Origin of the sequence: Collinsella aerofaciens, from assembly GCF_028209885.1 — a bacterium.
In the GTDB taxonomy this organism is placed as follows: Bacteria; Actinomycetota; Coriobacteriia; order Coriobacteriales; family Coriobacteriaceae; genus Collinsella; species Collinsella aerofaciens_BA.
This window is the reverse complement of the sequence record NZ_JAQLEM010000014.1, coordinates 16,592-34,091: the sequence shown is the minus strand read 5'-3', so window position 1 is coordinate 34,091 and position 17,500 is coordinate 16,592. Positions and strand designations below refer to the sequence as shown.

Below are 17,500 nucleotides of genomic sequence, written 5' to 3'. Positions count from 1 at the left end.
TATGGGCGTCGACAACGTTCATGCGACCAAGGGAGAGCGAATGTACGATACGGGATCGACAACGTTTATGCTCGTCTGCACCATGCTCGTGTTTTTAATGACACCGGGTCTGGCGTTTTTCTATGGCGGCCTGTCCAGGCGCAAAAATGTCATCAACACCATGCTTATGTGCTTTGGCACCATTGGCCTGGTCGGCGTGCTGTGGATTGCTGCCGGCTGGTCGCTGGCCTACGGCGGCGACGGTTCCAGCCCGTTTATTGGCGGCCTTGACCAGCTGCTGTGCCTGCCGGTGCTCGGCCAGGTGCTGCAGGCGGCCGAGGGCAATGCTGCGGATGGCGCCGTCTACCCGCAGATCATCAACATCGCCTTCCAGATGGCGTTTGCCATGATCACTGCCGCTATCGTCACGGGCAGCCTGGCCGGCCGCGTTAAGTTTGGTGCCATGGCGGCCTTCCTGGGCATTTGGCTGCTCGTGGTCTATGCGCCGCTTGCCCACATGGTGTGGGGCGGCGAGGGCTCCTTTATCGGCGATATCATCGGAGCGCTCGACTTTGCCGGCGGCGACGTGGTACACATTTCGTCCGGTCTCACGGGTCTGATTCTCTGTTTAATGCTCGGCCGTCGTCGCGGCTTTGGCATGGTGAGCTACCGTCCGCATAACGTGCCGTTTGTGGCGCTGGGCGCCGGTCTGCTTTGGTTTGGCTGGTTTGGCTTTAACGGCGGCAGCGAGTTTAAGGCCGACGCCGTGGCGGCACTTGCCATCCTCAACACCGTGACGGCCAGCGCGGCGGGCATGGTCTCGTGGCTTGCCGTCGAGCGCGTGCATACCGGCCGCCCCACGCTGGTGGGTGCCAGCACCGGTCTGGTTGCGGGTCTTGTGGTGGTCACGCCCGGGGCAGGCTTTGTCGAGTCGTGGGCGGCGCTGGTCATGGGCCTGATCGTCTCACCTGTCTGCTACCTGGCCATCAGCCATCTCAAGACCAAGTTTGGCTACGACGATGCGCTCGACGCGTTCGGTTGCCACGGCGTCGGCGGCATCCTGGGCGGCGTGCTCACGGGCCTGTTCTGCGTGCCGGAGCTCTCGTGGACCGGTAAGGGTGGTCTGTTCTACACGGGCGACGTTTCGCTGCTCGTCTCGCAGATTTTGGGCATTGTGGTGACGGTTGCTATTGTGCTGGTGCTCGATTTGGTGATCGCCGCAGTGGTCAAGGCGCTGCTCCACGGCAGCCTGCGCGTGGACGAGGCCGACGAGGCGCTGGGCTTGGACGCGAGTCAACACGGCGAGAGCGCGTATCCCTCGTTCTCCGGACTCGATTAGCAGCTTCCCCAGGCTCCGCACCTTGCCGTTCAATCGTCGCGCGGCTTTCCCAGGCACCCGAGATTGCCCCTCAAACCGTCGCTTGCGTACCGAAGTACGCGGCGCTCCTCTTTCGGGGCAATCTCGGGCACCTCGAAAACCCGCGTCATTGAATGGCAATTCATTTCTTTATTAAAGAGAGGAATTCATTATGAAAAAGATCACGGCTATCGTGCGTCAGGAGAAGCTTGAGGTTCTCAAAGACGCGCTGTTTGCTGCTGATGTTCGTGGTATGACCATCAACCAGGTGCAGGGCTGCGGCGCGCAGCATGGCTGGAAGGAATACGTGCGCGGCAACGAGTTGCTTGTCAACACGATCCCTAAGGTACAGTTCACCCTTATTTGCGCCGACGAGCATGTCGACGGCATTGTCGAGATTATCTGCAACGCTGCTCGCACCGGAGCCGTCGGCGACGGCAAGATCTGGGTCGAGCCGGTCGAGGAGGTTATCCGCATCCGTACCGGCGAACACGGCCCCGCCGCGGTGTAGAATCGACCGCCTGCCATCCGCAACGTTAAAATACTGCAATGAGGCACAAGACTTGCGTTGCGGATGGACAGATTATGGGGCGTAATAAATATCCCGAGGAGACAGTCGCGAAGATTCTCGACGCGGCGCTGGAGCTATTCTGCGCACAGGGTTATGAGGGGACGAGCATTCAAGATATCGTCGACCGCCTCGATGGCATGACCAAGGGTGCTGTCTATCATCACTTTAAGAGCAAAGAAGAGATTTTCAACGCCGCATTTGATCGGGCAATGGCTCCGATTGTTGAGCGCCGCCGCGCGACACTCGGTGCTGGCAATATGACGGGAGCCCAAAAGCTCAAGCGACTGTACGCGCCCGAGTCTGTCGTTCCGCAAATTGAGCTATGGGCACGCATGCATCCTGCGGCAGATCCGGTAAAAAGCTCGCGGCTGCTGGCGATGCAGTACCAGGGCTCGTTCGACGAGTCGGCCGATGGCTGTCTTTTGCCAGTGATCGAGGAGGGCATCGCCGACGGCTCCATTGCGTGCAAATGCCCGCGCGAAGCGGCTGAGGCCGTATCGTTGTTGGCGAATCTTTGGCTGCTGCCGCTGTTCCGTCCGCTCGAGACCAAGGATCGAATGCTCGCTCGCGCGCAATGTTTGGCGCAGATGGCGGCCGCGGTGGGGCTCGATTTGGGTAATGAAGTGCTCCAGACAACGGCTCAGATTTGGGACGTATGGAACCGTGCTGGGTGGTAATATAGATACCAACGGTATGTAATTGATTTGTAAGGGTAGCCACGGCTGCCCTTTTCAAGTCATTAAATACATACTAATGGTATGTATAGGGGGCAGGCTTATGGCTGGAATGCGGAGGAGCAATGTCTCGTTGGCGCAAAAAACAGTGCGATCTATCAGGCTTTTCGGTCTTCTTGTTGCACAGCTGTGCGCGTATTCGATGTTGTCGGCACTGTGCTTTGCGTGCCCGCTTTACTTGTTCGATTGCAGCGGCTCGTCAACGTTATATGGTGCTGTCGCGGCGATAGCGTTCGTGCCGGGCGTGCTTGCGACTCCGGCTGGCGGAATCTTGGCGGATCACGGGAGACATCGCGGGGTTCTTGTGGTGCTCGGCATTGTTCTGATGGCTGCATCACTGCTGTTTATCCCCATGAAGTGTTCGCTGCCTCTTGCGGTTGTCGTGGCAGCAATGCTTTGCGTCCAATATGGCATCCAATCGCTGCTGAAACCGATGCTTCAAATTGAGACGGTGCACATGATGGGCCAAGAAAAGGTTGAGCGTGCCACAGCGTTGGTCTCGCAGGTAACCATGGCGAGCAATATCTTGGGGCCTGTAGTCGGGACGGCAGTCTATGGGTGCTTTGGTATCGATGCTCTATGCGAAACCGCGGCGTTGACGTTTGCGATGTCAGCCCTGCTGTTCGGGGGCGCACTCAAGCAAAATGCCTCATCTGGAATGACAGGGGACAGTACGACTTGCTCGACATGCCGAAGCGATTTTCGGGAGTCGATTCGGTACCTGTTTCAAAACGCATCATTGCTCGTTGTGTTTTTGCTTGCGGCAATTTTGAACCTTGCGTTAGTTGGGTTAACGATTGGTGCTCCCGTTATTGTTGCAAAGCATCTCGGAATGCAGTCATCCTTTGTTGGGATTATTGAGGTGGCTATGGGCTTAGGTGGTCTTGTCGGCAGTGGTTTGGTCGGTATTTGGCCACATCGTTTTTCCTTCAAGGGCATATGTCGATATGTTGCGATGATTAGTTTTGGAGTCGTACCGATTATTGTCGCACTACTGAGCGGTCCTGATGAATTAGCGTTTGCCGCGCTTGCGGCCGGCTCGGCATGGGTTATGGCGTGGGCAAGCATTACATCGGTCGAAATCGTTTCATTCGTTCAGCGGTCAGTGCCAAAGGAACTCTGCGGAAAAGTGCTGGCACTCGTTTATATGACGCTTTCCTGTGCAACGCCTATTGGCCAATTGGTTTACGGGCTCGCATATGATCGATGGACACCGGCGATTGTATTCGCAGGCATGTTGGCGGTGCTGACGTTGACGACGGCGCTGTTTAATCGGCTGATAAGTCGCTTATGGCGAATGTCTTAAGGCGCTGGGGGACCGTGAATTTGCGGAAGCATTGTCTCGCCGCGCCGGAACGCCATTGTTTGGGCATGCCTCTCCTTCGTCTACAATATCGTGCAGACGAAGGAGAGGCATGCCCATGATCAAGATGTTTGCGAGTGACTTAGACGGAACGCTACTGAACGCCCTGCACGAGGCGGACGGAACCATTCGCCGCGCCATTCGCGAGCTGACCGAGGCTGGCCTGCATGTGGTTCCCGCGACTGGACGCTCGACGCTGCCGATTGGCGAGCATGGCTTTACGGGCCTGGCGCTTGACGCCTGCTGCTCCAACGGATCCATCGTGCGCGACAGCCATGGCGAGGTGCTCAAGACCTGGACCATCGACCCACAGATCACCGAGGAGCTGCTCAAGGAGTTTCCGGATATCTGTTTTGACTGCTCCACGCCCGACGGCATGTTTTCGAGCGGATCGTTCGAGATGCACCAGGCGGGCTTTAAAAAGGACAGCCCTATCAAGCGCATCGTGATGCGCGGCATGCGTGCGCGTGGCGGGTACCACGAGGAACAGTACTTCGACCAGTCGATCGGCGACATCCTGCGTCATGACGTGTGCAAGATCAACTGTCGCGTGACCTCGCCCGAGCTGGAGCGCGACCTTAAGGCGTATTTGGCCGAGCGCTCCGACCGCGTGGTCAACGCACCGTTCGATCCGGTGATGTTCGAGATTACGGACGTGGCATGCAACAAGGGTGAGAGCGTGGCCTGGCTGGCGGGCTACTACGGCATTGCCGAGGATGAGGTCGCGGTCTATGGCGACGGCGGCAACGACATTGCCATGCTCAAGCGTTTCCGCCACAGCTACGCGACCAAAAACGCTAGCGATGCAGCTAAGGCCGCCGCGAGCGCGACCATCGGCAGTTGCATGGTCCACGCCGTCCCCAAACACATGCTTGCCACCATGCACAAGCAGAACTCCCGCACCGTCATCTAATAATGCGACAAAGGAGCTGTCCCTTCGTCACATCCCAAATATTGCCTTTACGTGTTGATGCACACGGTGTGCAATAATACTCGCACTGTGCAATAGCGCACAGGCTGAGTAACAAGGAGGACGCTTGTCCCAGCTCGAGAAATGCGATCGCCGGTCCCTTCGCTCGCAGCGTGCCCTTCGCCAGGCGCTTGCCAGCGAGCTTGCCGAAAGCGGCGACCTTTCGCGCATTAACGTCGCGTCGCTCACCGAGCGCGCCGGTCTTACACGCCGCACGTTCTATTCGCACTACCGCGATATCCCCGACTTTATCAGCCAGATCGAGGACGGCCTGCTTGCCGAGATTCGCGAGCGGGTGGAGCTTATCACCGCAGCTCAATTACCCGATCTTTACCGCAATATCGACGAGCTCGAGCCGGCACCCGGTTCGGTTGAGCTGCTTCGCTATCTTGCGGCTAATCGCGACCTTATCGGGGCCCTGCTGGGCCCGGGCGGCGACCCCGCCTTTATTAAAAAGATCATCGATACCGCACGCGAGGCCGTGGTGCCGCGTGCACAGACGGGCATTTTGGGCTTGGCGCTGGGCACCTTCTTTGACTACTACGTCACCTATGTCGTGAGTGCCGAGGTCGGCATGATCCAACGTTGGTTTGAGCGTGACCTTTCTGAATCGCCCGAGACCATGGCGCGCATTATGACGGTCATCGCCTTTGTGCGCCCCGGCGACCTGTATGGCCAACCCATCGATATCAACGTGCCGGAATACGGCATGAAGCTATTGAACCTGCAGCTCGAGGACGCGGCCGACACCGCCGCAGCCGTCGAGTCCAACAACTAAGAGGAGAGACAATGAGCAAACTCGTCGAGGGCATTAAGGACCGTATGGTCGCTGCCGCGCGTGAGGCTGCACCCGCCGTGGTGGATGCCGCGCAGAAGGCCGCGACCGCAGCTGCCGAGAAAGTTGCCGAGGCAGTTGCCGATGCCAAGAACGCGGCAGGGGAGACGTCCGTCGCTAGCGAGCCCGCCACCGCCGCTGAGCCCGTAGCCGCCGCCCACACCCCCGAAGGCGCGATCTTCAACCCCGAGAACGCTCGTGGCAACCTGCACTTGGGCATCGACGTGGGCTCCACCACCGTTAAGCTCGCTGTGCTCAACGACGACAACCAGATTGTCTACGCCAAGTACCAGCGCCACCACACCGACGTCCGCGCTTGCGCCCGCGACTTGTTCGAGGGTGCCGCGACTGTGCTGCCGACTGCCCAGATGACCTGTGCCATCACCGGCTCGGGCGGCCTGCTGCTGTCCCAGTGGCTCGATTTGGAGTTTGTCCAGGAGGTCATCGCCAGCAAGCGTGCCGTCGAGACCCTCATCCCGGCCACCGATGTCGCCATCGAGCTGGGCGGCGAGGACGCCAAGATCATCTACTTCGATAATGGCATTGAGCAGCGCATGAACGGCACCTGCGCCGGCGGCACGGGCGCGTTCATCGACCAGATGGCCACTCTGCTTCACACTGACGCCAGCGGTCTTAACGAACTCGCGGCCAACGCCACCACCATCTATCCCATTGCCAGCCGCTGCGGCGTTTTTGCCAAGACCGACGTCCAGCCGCTGCTCAACGAGGGCGCCCGCCCCGAGGACGTGGCGGCCTCCATCTTCCAAGCCGTCGTGACCCAGACCATCTCGGGCCTGGCGTGCGGCCGTCCCATTCGCGGCAACGTCGCCTTCCTGGGCGGCCCGCTGCAGTATCTCTCTGAGCTGCGCCACCGCTTCTACCTCACGCTCAACCTGGACGAAGAGCACCGCATTGTGCCCCAAAACGCTCACCTGTTTGTGGCGAGCGGCGCCGCCATGGCGCACGAGTCCAACAAGCTCAGCACGTTCCCGCAGCTCATCGAGGCCATCGACAGCTTGGGTGACACGCAGGGTGCCGAGGTCGAGCGCCTGGATCCGCTCTTTGCCACCGACGAGGATTTTGCCGAGTTCAAGACTCGCCACGACACCGAGGTCGTCCCCAAGGGTAAGCTCGACGGCTACACCGGCCGCGTGTTCATCGGTATCGACGCCGGTTCCACCACCATGAAGGCCGCGCTCGTGGGCGAGGACGGCCAGCTGTTGCACACCTGGTACGGCAACAACAACGGTGACATCCTGGGCACGGCCAAGGTCATCATGGCCGATTTCTACAACCACATCCCCGCCGGTTGCACCATCGGCCACGTGACTACCACGGGCTACGGCGAGGCGCTGCTCATCGAGGCCCTCAAGGCCGACTCCGGCGAGATCGAGACCGTCGCGCACCTGCGCGGCGCCAAGGCATTCCTGCCCGGCGTCGAGTTCATTCTGGACATTGGCGGCCAGGACATGAAGTGCCTGCGCGTGAAGGACGGCGTTATCGAGCACATCATGCTCAACGAGGCCTGCTCGTCGGGCTGCGGCAGCTTTATCGAGAGTTTTGCCGTGTCTATGAACATGGACGTGCGTGCGTTTGCCGATGCCGCCATCCATGCCAAGGCCCCCGTCGACCTGGGCAGCCGCTGCACGGTCTTTATGAACTCACGCGTCAAGCAGGCGCAAAAGGAAGGCGCCACGGTGGGCGACATCGCGGCCGGCCTGTCCTATTCCGTCATCAAGAATGCCCTGTTCAAGGTCATTAAGCTGCGCGACCCCAAGGAGATCGGCAGCCAGGTGATCGTCCAAGGCGGCACCTTTATGTCCGATGCCACGCTGCGCGCGTTTGAGCAGCTCACCGGCGTTCATGCCGTGCGTCCCGACATCGCCGGCTGCATGGGCGCCTACGGCGCGGCCCTGCTCGCCCGCGATCGCGCTGGCGCCGACGGCACCTCGACCATCCTCTCGGCTGAGGACATCGCGCACCTCACCGTGACGCAAAAGCATGTCCGCTGCGGCCGTTGCTCCAACAACTGCCAGCTTACCGTCAACGACTTTGGCGGTGGCAGGCGCTTCATTACCGGCAACCGCTGCGAGAAGGGCGCCGGCCACAAAAAGCAGAAGACCGAGGCCCCCAACCTCTTCAAAAAGAAAAACGAGCTGCTCTTTAACCGCGAGGTCCTGAGCCCCGACGAGGCCCCGCGCGGCACCGTCGGCATCCCGCGCGCGCTCAACATGTACGAGAACTACCCCTTCTGGCACGCGTTCTTTACGCGCCTGGGCTTTAGCGTGCAGCTGTCCGACCAGTCGAGCAAGAAGACCTACCAGGCGGGCATCGAGTCCATGCCGTCCGAGAGCGTGTGCTACCCGGCAAAGATGAGCCACGGCCACGTGATGAACCTTATCGACCGTGACGTCGACTTCATCTGGATGCCGTGCGTGCGTTGGGAGCGCAAGGAGGATCCGACGGCTGGCAACTGCTATAACTGCCCCATCGTCATGAGCTACCCCACGGCGCTGGCGCTCAATATTGACGAGATCCGCGAGCAGAACATCGAGTTCCTGTATCCGTTTGTGCCGTATCACGACAAGACCGAGCTCAAGCGCCGCCTGTACCAGGTGCTCGCCGTCGACCGTGTGGCCGATGCTGAGGCCGGTCGCGGTCGCGTGCGCGGTCCTAAAATCACGCGCTCCGAGGTTGATGCCGCCGTCAACGCTGCTTTTGAGGCCGACGCGCGCTTCCACGAGGATATCCAGACCATGGGCGAGGAGGCTCTCAAGTGGGTCGAGGACCACGGCGGCCACGGCATTGTGCTCGCCGGCCGTCCCTACCATAACGATCCCGAGATCAACCATGCTCTGCCCGAGCTTATCTCGAGCTTTGGCTTTGCGGTCTTTACCGAGGATTCGCTTGCACACCTGGTAAAGCCCGAGCGTCCGATTCGCGTCGTCGACCAGTGGATGTACCACAGCCGCCTGTACGCCGTCGCCCGTTTTGTGACGATGCGCAACGACCTGGACCTGATCCAGCTCAACTCTTTCGGCTGTGGCCTGGACGCTCTGACCACCGACCAGGTGCAGGAGATTCTGGAGGCCAGCGGCAAGATCTACACCGTACTCAAGATCGACGAGGTGTCAAACCTGGGCGCCGCGCGCATCCGCATCCGTTCGCTCATGGCCGCGCTTAAGGACCAGGAGGCCGAGCGCTTGGCCGAGGCCACGACAGCGGGCGAGGCCTACGAGCAGGGTGACGCCGCGCCGGTGGCGCCCTCCACGGATGCCCCCGCGTTCGCGAGCCGCAAGTACACGTTCGAAGCGCAGCGTGAGAGCGCATCGACCGCGTGGCCCAAGGTGCCCTTTACCGAGCAGATGCGCGAGGAGGGCTACACCATCCTGTGCCCGCAGATGGCGCCGATCCACTTTGACCTGGTCAAAGAGGTGTTCCGCGGTGCTGGCTATAACTTGGAGCTGCTGCCCTCGACCGATCACGACGCCGTCGAGGCCGGCCTGCGCTATGTGAACAACGACATCTGCTACCCGTCGATTCTGGTGACGGGCCAGATTATGGAGGCCATCGAGAGCGGTCGATACGACCTGTCCAAGACAGCTGTGGTTATCAGCCAGACCGGCGGCGGCTGCCGTGCCACCAACTACATCGCGCTCATCCGCAAGGCACTGCGCGAGAGCGGCCACCCCGAGATTCCGGTGATCTCGCTTTCGGCCGTGGCGCTCGGCGAGGACAACCCCGGCTTTAAGGTTACGCCGGCGCTGCTTAAGCAGGCCGTGTACGCGGTGCTCTTTGGCGACGTGATGATGCAGATGCTCTACCGCTGCCGCCCGTACGAGGCCACGCCCGGTGCCGCCAACGCGCTCTACGAGGAGTACATGGCGCGCGCCCGCAAGCTAGCGCCTAAGTTCAACCGCCACAACTACACCAAGCTGTGCCGCGAGGCCATCCGCGCGTTCGACACCATGCCGCTCGTGGGCGAGGGTACCAAGCCGCGCGTGGGCGTGGTCGGCGAGATCCTGGTCAAGTTCCATCCCACAGCCAACAACCACGTGGTCGATGTCATCGAGCGCGAGGGCTGCGAGGCCGTGGTGCCGGGTCTGCTCGACTTTTTCCTGTACTCCATGAGCAACGCCGAGCTGCAGAAGGACGAGTTGGGAAGCTCCGCTACCACGCGCGCTGGTATGCAGGCGCTCATCAAGCTCGTGGACTGGATGCGCACGCCGGTGGAGGAGATGCTCGAGAAGTCCCGCCGCTTCGAGGCGCCCGAGCGCATCGGCACCATGGCCGACAAGGCCCGCACGGTGCTTTCGGTGTGCAACAACATGGGCGAGGGCTGGCTGCTCACGGCCGAGATGCTCGACCTGATCGATCATGGCGCACCCAATATCATCTGCACGCAGCCCTTCGCGTGCCTGCCCAATCACGTGGTGGGCAAGGCCGTGATTAAGGAGCTGCGCCGCCAGCATCCCGAGAGCAACATCGTTGCGGTGGACTATGATCCTGGTGCGTCCGAGGTCAACCAGCTCAACCGTATTAAGCTCATGATCAGCGTGGCCAAGGAAAACATGCGCGCCGGTAAGGGCTTTAAGCTCGAGAAGGTGGCGCCGCTCGCGATGGACGAGGTCACCGGCCAGATGCGTGCCCACGACGGCTGCGTGAGCTGCGGTTCGGTCGATGAGAGCGCCGTGGCGTCGGTCGCTGAGCGCCTGGGACGCGGCATTAAGAAGTAGCTGGCCTGCTATGGGCTGGATATGAGACAAACGGGTGGTGGCCGTACCGGCTACCACCCGTTTTTGCTTGGACATATGTTGCGTAAACGCCCCGACTATCACCCTTTGCGAACTCAGATTTCGGAAGTATGCGGCAAAATCTGAATAGACCGAGCACACCGAATATGTCCAAGCCCTGTACCTGCGGTTTTATTGGCGGAAAATCGGGGGGTGCTCAAGGGTTCCGGAATTTGCCGCATACTTCCGCAAACGACGTCTCGGTGGCACAAAAAATCGCCCTCGGAACCCTGAGATAATGAACAGATGTAGCCGTTCGCCGCAAATTACCGTCCGTTTATAGAACCCACCCCCAGTGTGCAGCCCTCTTACAGTTGAATAAATACACATCTATGGAATTACGTAAGAGAGGACTGTTCCTATGAGCTACAAGACCGTTTGCGTTGCCGGCGGCGGCGTGCTGGGAAGCCAGATTGCCTTTCAGGCTGCCTACTGCGGCTTCGATGTAACGATTTGGCTGCGCAGCGAGGGCAGCATCGGTCGCACCCAGCCCAAGATCGATCATGTGCGCGAGGAGTACATCGCGGCAATCGAGGGTATGGCGGACGGCACGGGCGAGTGGTGCTCCGGTATCGCCGATAGCGGCAAGCCCTTCGACAAAGAGGCGGCACTCGCCGCCGTTGAGCGCGCCTACTCCACACTCAAGCTGGAGCTCGATCTTGCCAAGGCAGTGGCCGACGCCGACTTGGTCATCGAGTCTATGGCCGAGGACACCCAGGCAAAAATCGATTTTTACAAGAAGCTCGCCCCGGTCCTTCCGCAAAAGACCGTCGTCGTGACCAACTCCTCCACGTTACTGCCGAGTACCTTTGCCAAGTACACTGGCCGCCCCGAGAAGTACCTGTCGCTGCACTTTGCCAACTCTATCTGGAAGAACAACATGACCGAGGTCATGGCACAGGACCAGACCGACAAGCGCTACTTCGATGAACTCGTCGACTTTGCCAACGACATCCGTATGCTGGCGTTGCCCGTCAACAAGGAAAAGAACGGTTATCTGCTCAACTCCATGTTGGTACCGTGGCTGCTTTCGGGCCTTGATCTGTACGTCTCGGGCGTGAGCGATCCCAAGAGCATCGACCTCGCGTGGACGCGTGGCACCGGCGCTCCCAAGGGCCCGTTCCGCGTATTCGACACGGTGGGTATCCAGACGGCCTACAACATCGTCATGCAGTATCAGAAGGTGCCGGGCCTGGTGAGCCCGCTGCTCAAGAAGATGATGATGCCCTACAACTTTAAGGCCATGGCCTCCGTTCTCAAGAAAATGCTCGACGAAGGCAAGCTGGGCGAAAGCTCGGGCGAGGGCTTCTTCAAGTACTAAGAACGATCCCTCGGGGTCGGAGGAAAACGGATCATTTCCGGCCGCCAACAGTGAGAAGATGGACCCAGAAATAGAAAGGAGTGGCAATGGGCTGGCTCGGGCTTTGAAGACAAGTTATTGCAGGCCCAGGGCGATTTCTCGCTCAATGCAGGCCAGCACAGCGTGACGTATCTGCCGAGTTCTGACACGGCAGCGACTGGTCGCTACCAGGTGCTGCTATACGACAACAACTTTGGTGCGACCGAGCGCTATCCCAAGTTCGACTGGGGCCAGCTGGGCGCCGCGGTGGCGACCGACTACAGCAAGGGAACGCATTCGTTTGGGCGCATCTTTACGGTGGACGAGACCGCGCGTGCCTACGAGCTCGAGGACCAGATCGCCGTGCCGTTCTCGGGCTATGCGAGCAGTGCGCAGCGCGTCGGCGATTCGAATAGCATGCTCGTGGCATCGGGCATGGCCAAGACTTTTGCCGAGTACGATCGCTATGGACTGCCCATCGCCACCTACGAGATGGAAGCCGAGAAGTACATCTACCGCGTGTACAAGTACGAGCTGTAGCGCTGCGCTTGGCTGCGTCTGTGCCCCGTGGCTGCGCGCGCTCGCGCCGGGCCCGCCTCGCGTCCCGCATCACTTCACATCGAACTCCACGCGATCGAGCTCGGGCACGTTAAGGTCGATGAGCTTGCGAGCGACGTGGCGGTCGCGTGCCCCGAGCGCCTCGCTTGTCGTCACATGGGCGACAATCTCGCGCTCGACGATGCCTTCCTCGTCGCCTTCGGTGGCCGAGGTCTCGACGGCGACGGTGTAATCCTTAAAGCCCGGCAGCACCGCGGCAAGCTCGCGCGTGGTTTCGGTGACACCGTAGCCGTCCTGCACGCCGGCCTGCGCCGAGCCAATGGAGCCTGCGGTCATAACGATGCAGGGGATGGCAAAGACTACCGTGCCCACAATAATGCGGCGGCGCACCTTGCGTGACAGCTCGTTGACCTCGGCGTTTTCCTCGGCGGTCACAATACCGTCGCCGTTCAGGTCGCGCTTGAGCGGCACGCGCAAAAGAAGCAATACGGCTTCGGCCGCCAGCGCGATAAAGACCACGTTGATGCCAAACTCGTAAAGCGCTGAGAGAAATAGCGACCCGCTTGCGATGGCGATGCCGTAGCCCGCCGCGCACAGGGGTGGCATGAGCGCGGTCGCCACGGCCACGCCGGCGATGAGCGTGGCGGGTTCCTGATCGCGCGAGTTGCCCAGCCCGCCCGCAAAGCCGCCCGCGAGCGCGACGGCAAGGTCCCATATGGTGGGTGTCGAGTTGTCGATGATGGCGGCCGTGGTGGTGCCAAGGGGCGAGAGCTTAAAATACAGCGTGGACGTGACCAGGCAAAAGACCATCTGCAGTGCGAGGCTGGCGACGGCCTCGACGGTGATCTCGCGGTCGAGCGTGGCAATACCGTATGCCATGGCAAGGACCGAGCCCATGAGCGGGCAGATGAGCATGGCGCCCACGATGGCGATGTCCGAATCGATATCGAGGCCGATGCTCGCGATCAGCATGGCGATGATGAGGATGCATAGGTGGGAGCCAGTCAGACGCGCCCCGTTTACAAAACGCTTGCGGATCACGTGATAGGGCGCGCGTCCCTCGCGAATGTTGAACGCGCGCTTTAAAAAGCGACCAGCCTGCTCGGCAGCCTCACTATGGGCAGGGCGGATGCCGTGGCGCCGGTGATGGCGTTCGCGTAGTCGCTTGATCTGTTGCTTATCGAGTTCCATGTCCACCTCGTTCCAGCGCGGTCCGCGCAACGCGCCCGTTGTCCTAACTCTACACCGTGGCGGGCGGGGTGTCTGTTGGATGCGGAATCCGATAGGGCGGATGACGCGGGAGCAAATGCAAATCATAGGCTCAATTCGATCCCGCGAGAATATGATGCACCAGCTCCTTCAAATGTGACGAAACTGTGAAGCACGAGAGCGTGAATTTCAAAAATACGCTGGTCGCCAATGTTGCGCAACAGAATTCAAAAATCGACAGCTACCGTTTGATACGTATGGATACATCCGTGTCAAAGGGAGAAAGCCATGGCAAACTACAGTCCACAACACTTTGAGCCTCGGGCCAAGGCCGTCAACGTCAAGGGCGTTGCCAACCGCGCCGTCGCAACCGTTTTGACGGCGGGCCTCATCGCTCAGCCGCTCATGTCGCCGCTGGCGGCAATCGCTGTACCGTCAACCGATAACGGCGATTCTGTTCAGGGGGGGTAGTTCTGTAGAGAATACCGTTGCCGCCGGTAACCAAGCGGTCGTAAAGACGGCTGTCCAGCTGGCCGAGGAGTCGGCAAAGCAGCTCAAGGACGCTCAGGCCGCCTACGATGCCGCCCAGAAGAAGGCCGACGCGGCGGGCCAGTCTCAAAAGCAGGCGCAGCAGCAAAAGAATCAGGCCTCGCAGGCTGTGAGCGACAACGAAATCGAGCAGAACGCAGCAGAAGTCGCCGCGCTCCAGGAGAAGATTGACGAGCTCAAAGCCGCCGTCGAAAAGACCGAGCAGCAGCAGAAGAAGCTGGGCGACCTGAACGATCAGCTCGAACAGGCCAACAAGAGTGTCGAGGATAAGACCCAGGCGCTCAAGGACGCCAAGGCAAAGCAGGATGAGGCCAAGAAGGCCCTCGATGATGCCCAGGCCAAGCTCGAGGCCATGGGTATGGACGAGTACGAGGCCGCCAAGAAGGCCGTCGAGGACGCGCGGGCAAAGCTCGATGACGCCAATAAGGCCGTTACTACTGCACAGGACAATCTGGACCAGGCCAAGGCTGCCGAGGCCAGCGCTCAGCAGGAAAAGCAGAATACCGAGGCAGCTTTGACGACTGCCCAGGCCAAGAAGCAGGAGACTGCCGCTGCGCTCGCAGCCGCAACCACCGCGCGCGATAACGCCCAGCAGAAGTTCAACCAGGCGCAGGCCGCGCTCGATGCTGCCGTCTCGGGTACGGGTGTCGACCTGAGTGCGCTTGAGGCCGCCAAGATCGCTGCTGCTGGTGAGCTCAAGACCGCGCAGGCGGAGCTCAATGCCGCGAAGGATGCCGACGCCACCGCACAGACAAATCTGCAGGCCGCCCAGGCTGCCGTCGCTGCCGCGCAGGAGAAGGCCAACGCCGCCAACGCTGCTGTGGCATCTGCCCAGTCTGCATACGATGCGGCAAACAAGGAGTACAAGGACGCGGCCAGTAAGCGTGACGCCGCGAAGACGGCATACGAGCAGGCCCAGCAGACCGAGGCCGACAAGAAGGCTGAGTACGATAAGCTTGTCGAAGTTCGCAAGCAGAAGCGCAGCGAGTGGGAGGCAGCCTGCGCCGCTTCGAACGCCGCGGAAAAGGCTTATGACGCTGCTAATGCCCAGGTTGAGGCTCTTGAGCAGCAGATTGCAGACCTAAAGTCCAACATGACCGTTGACCAGGAAGTCATCAGTCAGGGTATGTTCGGCTTCATGAACTACATCATCGGCGGCGGCCAGTTCACGGCCACGCAGAAAAAGAACGCCCAGGAAGCCGTATCGATGCTGACCGGTGCCGCTGACAAGGCCGAATGGTATGACCAGTACGTCGATCAGGACATGTCTCGCGACACCAACCCGCTCTCCTTGGAGCAGATGCGCAACGCCCTGACATATCTCGACACCCAGAACAATCTCCGCAAGGCGAACGGCCAGTCGGCGCTCAGCGTCAGCCTCCGCATGACTGCGGCAGCCGCCCTTAATGTATCGTATTCATCGAACATCTGGGGACACTCGGGCTGCTACTGGGATAACGGTGAAAACCTTGCCGGCGGTGGCGGTGCGTATACCGGCGGCGAGACCGAGGATACCCTCGGCTGGCCCTATACCGGCCTCTACACCCAGGAGAAAGCGAAATTCGATAAGTACGTCGAACAGTATGGTGACGCACTTGGAAGCCATCGATATGATTCCTACTATATCTACCAGCACTACAACAAGGACGTCAAAATCTACGATGAGTGTGGGCATTATCTCAACATTATCGATGCCGGCGCGAAGGCTATCGGCATCGCAACCGGTAGCGGTAAGAACACCGATTCCGAGGTAACCATCTTCGATTACAGCGATTATGACAGTCAGGCTGATTTTACTGTCTCTGAGTTCAAGAAGCTCCTGAACGACTACATCGATTCCGCCTACAATGCAGGCGGCACGCAGGCGCAGAAGGCGCAGCTCAAGGAGCTTCAGGGCAAGCTCGCCGAGGCGCAGAAGAACTTTGGAACTACTAGGGAAGCTTACTTCGCAGCTGTAAACGGGCAGGATGCCGCCCAGGACGCTTTCACCGCAGCCGATGTGAACATGAACACCGCAAAGGGCGAGTACGAGAAGGCTAAGTCCGGCACCGCCGCCGCGAAGACGGCATACGACGCAGCGAAGGACGCACTCGGCGGAATCGACATCGAGTCCCTCAAGCAGAACCTCGATGCCGCCAAGTCCGAGGCGGCTTCTGCCAAGACAGCTCTTGATAAGGCAAATGCCACGCTCGCCGACAGCCAGACGAAGGCAGCCGAAGCCACCGCTCACAAGGCGAAGGCTCGCAGCGCCCGCGATGCCGCCAAGGCAAAATCCGACCAGGCCAGCGAGGCGTATGACAACGCTACGGCTTCGGTCAAGGACCTTACCGCCAAGTGCGATGCCGCCAAGACGGATCTTGCGAACAAGCAGGGCACGCTTAACGATGCCAAGAAGGCCGACGACACTGCCCAGGCTGGCGTTGACAAGGCTCAGGCCGCAGATGTGCACGCCGCGACCGCTCTTTCGGGCGCCAAGCAGGCAGTTGCCGCCAAGACGCAGACCCTGTCCGACGCACAGGCGAAGGCCAAGGCCGCCGAGGACGAGCTGGCCGGTGCAAACAAGGCCTTCGAGCGCTTCGCCGGTGCCCAGAAGGCGGTCGACGACGCCAAGGCCGCCTATGACGCTGCCGTCGCCGGTGTCGCCGATGCCCAGAAGCAGCTCGAGGCCGCCAACGAGGCCGTCGTCGATGCGAACCTCGATATCTTCAAGGCCAAGGCCGAGCTTGCCAACGACGAGGCACTCAAGGCCGATCTTGAGGCTGTCGACCACAAGGCATCCCTTGCCGCGGGCACGACGGGCAACGAGAAGCTGGTCAAGCTGAATGCTGCCTACGCTCGCTATAAGGCCGCCGTCGATGCCGCCGCTGGTCTCAAGGCTGCCCTGGGCGATGCCGATGCCAAGCTGTCCGATGCCAACGACGCCTATGCCGCCGCGCTTGCCGAGTTTGGCGATGCCAAGGATGCCCTGGCTGCCGCTCAGGCCGAGTACGACAAGTATCATCCCAAGGCCGAGCCGCAGGCCAAGCCTCAGGCCAAGCCCCAGGTTACGCAGGCCGCCGCAAAGGCGTCTGCTGCCAAGAAGCAGACCACGTCGGGAGCACTTGCCCAGACCGGTGATGACTCCGCTCTTGCGGGCGAGGTGTTCGTCATCGGCGGTATTACGCTCGTGGCTGCGGGCGTGACGCTGGGCGATCGTCGTCGCAAGCAGATGTAGCGTTTCGAGCGTAGATTCTGCAACGAACT

The 17,500-nt window shown here is 60.5% G+C and carries 11 protein-coding genes and 1 pseudogene; 11 read left to right on the top strand and 1 reads right to left on the bottom strand.

All coding sequences use genetic code 11. The features are described 5' to 3' along the window. The first annotated feature begins 40 nt into the window (after nucleotides 1-40). The 9 genes and pseudogenes from PMX21_RS05085 to PMX21_RS05045 form a co-directional block, all read left to right on the top strand. The gene (locus PMX21_RS05085) at nucleotides 41-1,318 is read left to right on the top strand and encodes an ammonium transporter (RefSeq protein ID WP_271758453.1); all 1,278 of its coding nucleotides are present in this window, start codon (nucleotides 41-43) and stop codon (nucleotides 1,316-1,318) included. Nucleotides 1,319-1,508: 190 nt separating this feature from the next. Further along, the gene (locus tag PMX21_RS05080; RefSeq protein ID WP_089572298.1) at nucleotides 1,509-1,847 is read left to right on the top strand and encodes a P-II family nitrogen regulator; all 339 of its coding nucleotides are present in this window, start codon (nucleotides 1,509-1,511) and stop codon (nucleotides 1,845-1,847) included. A gap of 74 nt (nucleotides 1,848-1,921) precedes the next feature. Continuing rightward, on the top strand, nucleotides 1,922-2,584 hold the full coding sequence (locus PMX21_RS05075) for a TetR/AcrR family transcriptional regulator (protein ID WP_195361842.1): 663 nt from the start codon (nucleotides 1,922-1,924) through the stop codon (nucleotides 2,582-2,584). 130 nt (nucleotides 2,585-2,714) lie between these two features. Continuing rightward, on the top strand, nucleotides 2,715-3,947 hold the full coding sequence (locus PMX21_RS05070) for an MFS transporter (protein ID WP_271758451.1): 1,233 nt from the start codon (nucleotides 2,715-2,717) through the stop codon (nucleotides 3,945-3,947). Nucleotides 3,948-4,062: 115 nt separating this feature from the next. Then, entirely contained in the window at nucleotides 4,063-4,917 is an 855-nt protein-coding gene (locus PMX21_RS05065; protein ID WP_271758449.1) for an HAD-IIB family hydrolase, read from the top strand. Between the two features lie 124 nt (nucleotides 4,918-5,041). Next, a complete protein-coding gene (locus PMX21_RS05060; protein WP_271758447.1) occupies nucleotides 5,042-5,752 on the top strand; it encodes a TetR/AcrR family transcriptional regulator in 711 nt (236 codons plus the stop codon). 11 nt (nucleotides 5,753-5,763) lie between these two features. Next, the gene (locus tag PMX21_RS05055) at nucleotides 5,764-10,545 is read left to right on the top strand and encodes a 2-hydroxyacyl-CoA dehydratase (RefSeq protein ID WP_271758445.1); all 4,782 of its coding nucleotides are present in this window, start codon (nucleotides 5,764-5,766) and stop codon (nucleotides 10,543-10,545) included. 418 nt (nucleotides 10,546-10,963) lie between these two features. Beyond that, nucleotides 10,964-11,923 carry a 3-hydroxyacyl-CoA dehydrogenase gene (locus tag PMX21_RS05050; RefSeq protein WP_271758444.1) on the top strand — a complete coding sequence of 320 codons (960 nt, stop codon included), beginning with the start codon at nucleotides 10,964-10,966 and terminating at the stop codon, nucleotides 11,921-11,923. Nucleotides 11,924-12,019: 96 nt separating this feature from the next. Continuing rightward, nucleotides 12,020-12,481, top strand: a pseudogene (locus PMX21_RS05045) (aryl-sulfate sulfotransferase); the annotation flags it as partial. A gap of 69 nt (nucleotides 12,482-12,550) precedes the next feature. Here PMX21_RS05045 and PMX21_RS05040 read toward each other — a convergent pair. After that, entirely contained in the window at nucleotides 12,551-13,690 is a 1,140-nt protein-coding gene (locus PMX21_RS05040; RefSeq protein WP_271758442.1) for a DUF389 domain-containing protein, read from the bottom strand. A gap of 306 nt (nucleotides 13,691-13,996) precedes the next feature. Here PMX21_RS05040 and PMX21_RS05035 point away from each other — a divergent pair, with 306 nt between their 5' ends. Both PMX21_RS05035 and PMX21_RS05030 read left to right on the top strand, forming a co-directional pair. Next, nucleotides 13,997-14,179 carry a hypothetical protein gene (locus PMX21_RS05035; protein ID WP_271758440.1) on the top strand — a complete coding sequence of 61 codons (183 nt, stop codon included), beginning with the start codon at nucleotides 13,997-13,999 and terminating at the stop codon, nucleotides 14,177-14,179. 187 nt (nucleotides 14,180-14,366) lie between these two features. Next, nucleotides 14,367-17,471 (top strand): CAP domain-containing protein, encoded by a 3,105-nt coding sequence (locus tag PMX21_RS05030; protein ID WP_271758438.1) that lies wholly within the window; start codon nucleotides 14,367-14,369, stop codon nucleotides 17,469-17,471. The last annotated feature ends 29 nt before the right edge of the window (nucleotides 17,472-17,500 follow it).

Coding starts and splice junctions, on each gene's coding strand:
- PMX21_RS05050 (WP_271758444.1), top strand. CDS start 10,964: ATGAGCTACAAGACCGTTTGCGTTGCCGGCGGCGGCGTGCTGGGAAGC.
- PMX21_RS05085 (WP_271758453.1), top strand. CDS start 41: ATGTACGATACGGGATCGACAACGTTTATGCTCGTCTGCACCATGCTC.
- PMX21_RS05075 (WP_195361842.1), top strand. CDS start 1,922: ATGGGGCGTAATAAATATCCCGAGGAGACAGTCGCGAAGATTCTCGAC.
- PMX21_RS05040 (WP_271758442.1), bottom strand. CDS start 13,690: ATGGAACTCGATAAGCAACAGATCAAGCGACTACGCGAACGCCATCAC.
- PMX21_RS05080 (WP_089572298.1), top strand. CDS start 1,509: ATGAAAAAGATCACGGCTATCGTGCGTCAGGAGAAGCTTGAGGTTCTC.
- PMX21_RS05055 (WP_271758445.1), top strand. CDS start 5,764: ATGAGCAAACTCGTCGAGGGCATTAAGGACCGTATGGTCGCTGCCGCG.
- PMX21_RS05035 (WP_271758440.1), top strand. CDS start 13,997: ATGGCAAACTACAGTCCACAACACTTTGAGCCTCGGGCCAAGGCCGTC.
- PMX21_RS05065 (WP_271758449.1), top strand. CDS start 4,063: ATGATCAAGATGTTTGCGAGTGACTTAGACGGAACGCTACTGAACGCC.